The organism is Centipeda sp. (in: firmicutes) (assembly GCF_057271695.1).
The window spans coordinates 1-7,502 of the sequence record NZ_DBHIVL010000099.1; the positions used below are offsets into that span (position 1 = coordinate 1).

A 7,502-nucleotide genomic window follows, 5' to 3' on the forward strand; every position below is an offset into this window, starting at 1 on the left:
GGACGAAAAAATCTACGCCAATCTGACGGACTTCATTTTATCAGCGATTCCTTACATCTATGAAAAACGGGGAGCTCCCCTGTTTTCACCTAAAGTACAATGCGCTCCGGATTCGTATAGACACAGAACGATCCGGGAGCCATGCGTGCGCAGAGGGTGATGCCAAGTTTGCGCGCGAGTTCGAGCGAGAGCGTCGTCGGCACGGACTTCGCCGCAACCGTGGATATGCCCATACGCCCAAGCTTCAGCATCATCTCAGAGGAACAGCGTCCGCTAAAGACAATGATTTTATCGGTAATCTCCACACGATTTCGGAGCGCCCAGCCATAGAGCTTGTCAAAGACATTATGACGGCCGACATCCTCGCGGTAGACAAGAATTTTCGCATTTGCTTGATCGAAGAGGACGCCGCTGTGGACGCCATTCGTGCGATCATGGGTTTTCGAGAGACCTGCGAGCAGCTCATCCGCCGTCGCAAGAATATCCGCTGCGCGAAAGCGCACAGCGCGCGGTCGCTCGAAGATCTCCTCGGGGTGCAGCTTCAGAATGCGGCGTGCCGAGAAATAGCGGGGGGTCTTGACGGCCTCCTCTGCCCAACGCTGCGCCGCAGCCGTCGTCGTGACGGATGCGCAGAGATGCTCTGCATCCAGCGTCAGCTCGGTAATATCATCGACACTTCGGATTTGCCCCATCTGGGCAAGCATACCAACAACAAGATCCTCGAAGTCGACAGGCGAGCAGAACGCTGTGGTGAAATTCTCCCCGTTGAGATCAATATCAAAGAAGACCTCCTCGGACGTATATTTATGATCGGGGGCGAACGCATTCACCTCCGATACATAGCACGTTACGGGAACATCGATAAAGTCACTGCGCTGAATTTCCATTGTACTTCTTTCTATACGGCTTCTGCGTGAGTCCTACATGGTCAAAAACATATCACCGTCTGCACCGTAGAGCGGCCGTCCCATCAGGAAGAGCGCAAGGCGCACGGCGGTATCCATATCGTCGAGGTCAAACTTCAGGACATCTGTATCAATGCTGCGCCCCTTTGCAAAATAAGCGACAATGCGTTCGTCGATTTCCGGCACCCCCAAACCACGGTCGAGGAGTAACGTAGGCAGGACACCGCGTGAACGGCTCTCTGTAATATATAAATCCAAACTATCGCTGTCCATCTGTGCAATAAGATTCTGAAAATCTTTCCGACAATTCGCCCGCTGTTGAATAAAATATCCGTCAGGGGAGCTGACCGCAACGGCTTCTGCCCCCGCCGTCATAAAGCGCGCCGTATCTTTGCCCTCCGTGTCGAGGTTGAACCCATGGCTGTCGCTCTTGATGACTGCCGTTCGCACGCCGCGCTCCCGCAGGAGCGGGACGAGTTTTTCAATAAATGTCGTCTTGCCCGTACCCGAAGCGGGTGCGGCGACCGAGAGGATCGGCTTTGTCCGCTGCTCGTTCGCCAAGCGACCGCATGCAAGCCGATATGCGGCAGGCGTGTTCACGTTGAACAGCAGCCCTGCATCCACCGTGAGCGGAACTTCTCGCACGGCGAGTTCCCTAAGGATGATGCCGAGCTTGCGGTCACCGCGTGCGATTGCTGCTGCAAATACTGCGCCCGCAGCCCGTCGGTAGAGTGCCGCAAGCGGCTGCCAATACCCACTGAGGGTTGGTAGAACAACCTGCGTATCGCCCTCTGCCGCCGAAAGGAGTGCACGCACGAGTTCAAAGTCATAAAAGGGCATATCACCCGAGAGGACGAGCGACCACTCCGTCTCCGCTGCCGCAAGGTCTGCTGCAATCGCCGCCGCAGGTCCCTGCGCGGGGATTTCATCCGTGACGAGGAGTGCGCCAAACTCTGCGGCAAGTGTCGTGAGCTCTTCCTGCGCCCCCTCTGCTGCGAGGACAATGCTGCGGAAGCCCGCCGCGCGTCCCTTGCGGAGCGTGCGTGCAAGCAGCGATTCACCATCCAACGTCAGGAAGCGCTTGTCCCGCCCCATGCGTGTACTCTTGCCGCCTGCCGCGACAATGAGTGTAACGTCCTTAAGATTCATCGTGCGCACTCGCCCGTGTCGCCGCGCAGGATCTCAATGCCATGCTGCAGCTGCGGCAGGATGAAACCTAGGCACTCGCGCACCGCTTTTTCACTGCCCGGCAGGTTGACAATCAGCGTGCGCTTTTTGATGCCCGCCGCTGCACGCGTGAGCATGGCGCGCGGCGTCACCTGCATGGAGAGCGCTCGCATTGCCTCGGGGATGCCTGGGGTCTCGCGCTCGATGACCTCACGCGTCGCCTCAGGTGTGACATCCCGCATAGAGAAACCCGTGCCGCCCGTCGTGAGGACAAGCCCCACGCCGCGCTGTGCCCAGAGCTCCATCTCGCGCTTCAGTTCCTCCTTCTCATCGGGGACGATGTTGAAGCCCGCGACATGATACCCCGCCTCCGTCAGCATCTCCCGAATCGCCGCACCGCTCGCATCTTCGCGTTCGCCACGTGCTCCCTTATCACTCGCCGTAATGACGGCGGCATCGAGCGGAATTTTCTCCGTCGTGATCTCCATTTTATCCCCGAACGTTACCCATCCGCCGTGGAGCACGCGTGCAAAAACGCCCTCGCGCGGCATGATGCAGTCGCCGACCTGATGGTAGATCTGGCAGTGGCTGTGACACTCCTTGCCGATCTGCGTGATCTCAAGGAAGACATCCCCGACGCGCAGACGCGTGCCGACGGGCAGCTCCTTGAATCGGAATCCCTCGGCAACGACATTCTCTCCAAATGCACCAAAGTCCACATCTGCGCCGCGTGCGCGGAAATCGTCGATCTCACCAAGACCGAGAAGGCTCACCTGACGGTGCCAGTCGCCCGCATGGGCATCGCCGTCGATGCCGAACTCCGTCATGAAGAACACGCGATCCAACGCGTGCTTCTGCGTTCCACGCTTCTCGCTGATGCAGAGTGCTCGGATCTCTCCCATATTAACCCCCCACCTGATACATGGCGCGTCGGTCACGCGTCTCTGTGTCCATCTCGAAATAGTGTTCCTCCGGCTTTTTCCAGACCGCATGTGCGATTGCATCCGTCAGCTGTACATCCGTCGCTCCACCGCGCAGGAGTGCACGCGTATCCAGTCCCGCGTTGCTGTAGAGACAGAGTTTCAAAAAGCCCTCTGCCGTCAGACGCACACGGTTGCACGTCGCACAGAATTTGTGCTCCATCGCATCAATAAAACCGAGTGCACCCGCAAATCCCGCAGGTTTTACATAAGCGGCGGGTCCTGTTGGAACAGCTCCCTCATGCGCCGCCTCCCCAACAGGGAGCAGTGCGCCGAACGCAGACTTGAGCCGCGCCCGCACCTCGTCCATGGGCACGCCGCGATAGCCCTCCGTGCGGGCACAGCCAATCGGCATGAGCTCGATGAAGCGCATTTTAATCGGATAGTCGCGTGCAATCGCCGCGAGTGTCGTGATCTCATCGTCGTTGATGCCTGCAATCGGCACGCAGTTCATCTTGACCTCGATGCGTGCCTCCCGCGTCAGACGCTCCAGAGCCTCCATCACCGCACCGAACATTGGCCGCCGCGTGATGGAGAAGAACTTGCCGCCGTCGAGCGTGTCGAGGCTGAGGTTCACTGCGTCAAGCCCCGCATCGAGCAATTCATCCATCATCTCGCCGAGCAGCACACCGTTCGTCGTGATGGCAACCGTCTCAATGCCCGGTGTCTCCTTCAGCCCACGTACGAGATGTACGATGTCGCGGCGCACAAGCGGCTCACCGCCCGTCAGGCGCACCTTGCGAATGCCCATCTGTGCGAGCGCACGCACATCGCGCAGAATCTCCTCATAGGAAAGGATATCCGCATGGCGCAGCTTTTTCACGCCGTGCGCGGGCATACAGTAGCGGCACCGCAGATTGCAGCAGTCCGTCACCGAAATGCGCAGATATTCAATTTTCCGCTGAAACTGATCCTGCATAATAGCCTTCTTCTATCTATAATCCTCTATCCAACTATGTGACGAGGGTGTGATGATTTCCCTAAACGAACCCTAGTGGAGCAAACGGAGGAAAGCGTGCGACCCGCCCCCTGCGGATTTCTTTCGTTCAAGCGAAGCGCGTTTAAGAAGTCCGCAGGTATTTAGGCGGACGAGCATGCGACCGTTTGCGTAACTAAGCGTTCGCGTGGGAAGTCATCAGAGAATCACAACCTCTACCTCTGTCCCTGCCGCCAGCGGCTTTGTCCCCGCCGGCACATCCACGAACGCATCGCAGCCCGCCGCCGAAAAGAGTGACCCGGACTCATGCTGATCGGGCAGTGCGACGCGCCCGTCCGGCTCCATCCGTGCGCGGAGGAAGCGCCGCCCGAGACATTCCTTCGGGAACGCATCCGCGAGCACGGCACGCCGCCGCGCAGGCAGCACCTCCGTCTGTCCCGCAAGCCGCAGCAGTGCGGGCTTTGCCATCAGCTCGAACGTCGCAAACGCCGCGAACGGATTCCCCGAGAGTGCGATGCCGAGCATCTTCCCCCGCGTATACGCGATCGCGGGCGCACCCGGCTTCATGCAGACGCGCCAGAAGAGACGCTCTGCGCCAAGCGCAGGCACAACACCGTGCATGATGTCCTTTTTGCCCACGGACACACCGCCCGAGGTCAGGAACACATCCACCACATCCGCATAAGAGGCGATGACCTCTGCCGCTTTGTCAATATCATCGGGCACAGACCCGAGCACCGTCACCTCCGCGCCGAGCTCCTTCAGTCGCCCTGCGAGGAGATAGAGATTACTGTTGTAGATCTTGCCGGGGCGGAGCGGCTCTCCGGGCTGAAGCAGCTCATCGCCCGTGCTCGCCACCGCGATGCGTACCCGCCGATAGACACACACCGTTCCATAGCCCTCACTTGCAAGCACCGCTAAGTGTGCCGCACGAACGCGCTGTCCCCGACGCAGGAGAACCGTCCCCTTCTTGATATCCTCGCCCGCATAGCAGTAGTTCTCGTACGACTCGGAGGTGAACGGAAGGCAGATCGTGTCCCCATCCTCACGCACATCCTCCTGCCGCACCACGCAGTCGCAGCCCTTCGGAATCGCACCGCCCGTCATGATGCGGACGCATTCGCCCACACCGACCGTACCGTCAAAGAAAGCCCCTGCGCACTCCTCGCCAATCACACGCAGCGTAACGGGACTCTCCGCCGTCGCCATGCGCGTGCTCGCCGCCGCAAACGTATAGCCGTCGAGCGGCGAACGGTCAAACGGCGGGTTGTCGAACCCCGCACACAGTTCCTCCGCCGCAACACGCCCCACGGCATCGAGCAGGGGAACATCCTCCGTCTCCGTGACGGACGAAGCATGCGCGAGCAGTATCTCTATTGCCTGTTCGAGTTCGATGTCCTGCATGATGATAGTTTCTCCCTATTTTATATACATCTCTTTTATACAAGTTTTTTCCGCATTTGTCTGTGCAAAATGTCACAAAACGCCCTGTTTGTGGAGAGCCCGTCTCCTCACTTCCCAAACGGGCACACGGGATAGTGGCAGACCTTACACTCCATGCAGAGCCCGCCGATGCCAAGATGCGTGATCTCGCGGCGCGTCCACTCGCTGCCCGCTACCACGCGTGGGAGGATGATGTCAAAGATCGTTGCGGGCGAGTACATCACGCAGCCCGGCAGCCCCATGATCGGCACCTGCCGTCCATCCTTCTCATAGTAGGCAAGCAGGAACATCGCCCCCGGCAGCACAGGCGCACCGTAGGTCACAATGCGCGCCCCCGTCGCGCGAATCGCGGCGGGCGTACGATCATCAGGATCGACGCTCATGCCGCCCGTGCAGAGCACCATATCCATGCCGCAGTCAAGCAGCTCCTCAATCGCCGCGCGCGTGTGCTCCGTCCCGTCGTCCGAAAGGCGGTGTTCATCCACCCGCAGCCCAAATGCCCGCAGCTTGCTGTCGATGACCGGCGTAAACGTATCCTTGATGCGCCCGTGAAAGACCTCAGAGCCCGTTGTCACAACGCCGACCTTCATTTTTCTGTATGGCAAAATGCGCAGCAGGGGCTCCGTGCCCGCCGTTTTGCGCACCTTTTCCATAATATCCTTTGCAATGACGAGCGGAATGACGCGCATCCCCGCGAGCTTCGTGCCTTCCTTTACGGGGAAGTGCTGCGCGATCGTCGCAATCATCACATCCGTGATGTCGTTCACCGCATCGAGCGCATCCTCATTCACCTCGAACACGCCCGCGACCGTCGATGTCAGCTCGATCTTGCCTTCCTTCGGCTCGCTCGCCGTCATGTATTCACTTTGACAGAGATCACGCAGGATCGCCGCCGCATCGTTCTCGTGCAGCATATTTTCGTCATCTTCCCAGACGTAGATATGCTCCTTACCGAGCCGCAGCAGCACCTCGACATCCTCCACACGGATCACATCGCCCTTGCGGAACCGCGCTCCCTTGCGTGCACCGCGCACAATCTCCGTGATATCGTGGCAGAGGATCATCCCCACTGCGTCCTGAACACGAACCTCCCGCATAGCTTTTCTCCCTGCTCCGCCGGTTTGCGTGAATGCTCCACAAGCACGCCATATACAATACACAGTTTATGTTGATTCGAACAGTTTCTTCCAGACTAATCCTCTTCTTAAAAACCATTCTCATTTATACATTCTTCTTATTGATTATAACACACAAAATAAATTTTCTCTATGGTTTTTCGTAAATGAGAAAAATTTTTTCCGTCTTCTATCCCCGCTACTTTTAGAGGAACATGAGGTGAAACGATTGATTTTCAACATAAGTTACGCTATGATGGACATATTCAATCAGAAAGGGGGGAAAATATGCCGAATATGGGACTGACGCATTTCGATGAAGGCGGCGCAGCCGTCATGGTGGATGTCAGCGGCAAGGAGAAGACGCATCGCGAGGCTGTCGCGAGCGGGTGCATCTATGTCAGCGATGATGTATACGCCGCCATCGCGGGCGGCACGGCAGCGAAGGGCGATGTGCTCGGTGTCGCACGCATCGCGGGCATCATGGCGGCAAAGCGCACGTCGGACACGATCCCGCTCTGCCATCCGCTGCCGCTTGCCAAATGCACGCTGGACTTCAAGCTCGAGGAGATTCCGCGCTGCGCCGTACATGCGACGGCGACGGTGAAGGTCACGGGCGAGACGGGGGTCGAGATGGAGGCGCTGCACGCTGTGAGCGTCGCACTGCTCACCATCTACGATATGTGCAAGGCACTCGACAAGCGCATGGAGATCACGGACATCCGCCTTGAGCGCAAGTCCGGCGGCAAGAGCGGCACATTCGTGCGCTGACGGAGGGATTTCCCTCAACCAACTCCGAGCAAGGATCGTCTAAGGGGAAACCTACGACTCCTTGCCTGACGGATTTCGTCACGGGGTGCGACTTGGAAACGGTCGTGCCTACTCTATTTCGTAAAGGAGAAGGTTGAAAGTACAGCCGGTAAATAAAGGCACACGAAAACAGGTCACAGAGTGA

General features: G+C 58.4%; 7 protein-coding genes and 1 riboswitch. Of the genes, 1 reads left to right on the plus strand and 6 read right to left on the minus strand.

Annotated features, from left to right (window positions below; translation table 11 throughout):
• Positions 1–89: 89 nt before the first annotated feature.
• The 6 genes from ACO6BQ_RS11445 to ACO6BQ_RS11470 all read right to left on the minus strand — a co-directional run bounded on the left by ACO6BQ_RS11445 (position 90) and on the right by ACO6BQ_RS11470 (position 6,529).
• Positions 90–887, minus strand: coding sequence for a formate dehydrogenase accessory sulfurtransferase FdhD (locus ACO6BQ_RS11445; protein WP_489121060.1), 798 nt, complete (start codon positions 885–887; stop codon positions 90–92).
• 33 nt (positions 888–920) lie between these two features.
• The gene (gene mobB, locus ACO6BQ_RS11450; protein ID WP_489121062.1) at positions 921–2,054 is read right to left on the minus strand and encodes a molybdopterin-guanine dinucleotide biosynthesis protein B; all 1,134 of its coding nucleotides are present in this window, start codon (positions 2,052–2,054) and stop codon (positions 921–923) included.
• Positions 2,051–2,974 carry a molybdenum cofactor synthesis domain-containing protein gene (locus tag ACO6BQ_RS11455; RefSeq protein ID WP_489121064.1) on the minus strand — a complete coding sequence of 308 codons (924 nt, stop codon included), beginning with the start codon at positions 2,972–2,974 and terminating at the stop codon, positions 2,051–2,053. Before ACO6BQ_RS11455 ends, mobB begins: the two co-directional genes overlap by 4 nt.
• 1 nt (position 2,975) lies before the next feature.
• A complete protein-coding gene (gene moaA, locus ACO6BQ_RS11460; protein ID WP_489121066.1) occupies positions 2,976–3,971 on the minus strand; it encodes a GTP 3',8-cyclase MoaA in 996 nt (331 codons plus the stop codon).
• Between the two features lie 216 nt (positions 3,972–4,187).
• Positions 4,188–5,393: a molybdopterin molybdotransferase MoeA gene (locus ACO6BQ_RS11465; RefSeq protein ID WP_489121068.1), complete on the minus strand. Its 1,206-nt coding sequence runs from the start codon at positions 5,391–5,393 to the stop codon at positions 4,188–4,190.
• 107 nt (positions 5,394–5,500) lie between these two features.
• Positions 5,501–6,529, minus strand: a complete 1,029-nt coding sequence (locus tag ACO6BQ_RS11470) for a molybdopterin-binding protein (protein WP_489121071.1) — start codon at positions 6,527–6,529, stop codon at positions 5,501–5,503.
• A 306-nt stretch (positions 6,530–6,835) separates the two neighbouring features.
• Here ACO6BQ_RS11470 and moaC point away from each other — a divergent pair, with 306 nt between their 5' ends.
• The gene (gene moaC / locus ACO6BQ_RS11475; protein ID WP_489121073.1) at positions 6,836–7,318 is read left to right on the plus strand and encodes a cyclic pyranopterin monophosphate synthase MoaC; all 483 of its coding nucleotides are present in this window, start codon (positions 6,836–6,838) and stop codon (positions 7,316–7,318) included.
• Between the two features lie 12 nt (positions 7,319–7,330).
• Positions 7,331–7,461, plus strand: a riboswitch (molybdenum cofactor riboswitch).
• The last annotated feature ends 41 nt before the right edge of the window (positions 7,462–7,502 follow it).

What these genes read in the sequence shown, in the direction of transcription:
- ACO6BQ_RS11445 (WP_489121060.1), bottom strand. Translation starts at nt 887, where the DNA reads ATGGAAATTCAGCGCAGTGACTTTATCGATGTTCCCGTAACGTGCTAT.
- mobB (WP_489121062.1), bottom strand. Translation starts at nt 2,054, where the DNA reads ATGAATCTTAAGGACGTTACACTCATTGTCGCGGCAGGCGGCAAGAGT.
- ACO6BQ_RS11455 (WP_489121064.1), bottom strand. Translation starts at nt 2,974, where the DNA reads ATGGGAGAGATCCGAGCACTCTGCATCAGCGAGAAGCGTGGAACGCAG.
- moaA (WP_489121066.1), bottom strand. Translation starts at nt 3,971, where the DNA reads ATGCAGGATCAGTTTCAGCGGAAAATTGAATATCTGCGCATTTCGGTG.
- ACO6BQ_RS11465 (WP_489121068.1), bottom strand. Translation starts at nt 5,393, where the DNA reads ATGCAGGACATCGAACTCGAACAGGCAATAGAGATACTGCTCGCGCAT.
- ACO6BQ_RS11470 (WP_489121071.1), bottom strand. Translation starts at nt 6,529, where the DNA reads ATGCGGGAGGTTCGTGTTCAGGACGCAGTGGGGATGATCCTCTGCCAC.
- moaC (WP_489121073.1), top strand. Translation starts at nt 6,836, where the DNA reads ATGCCGAATATGGGACTGACGCATTTCGATGAAGGCGGCGCAGCCGTC.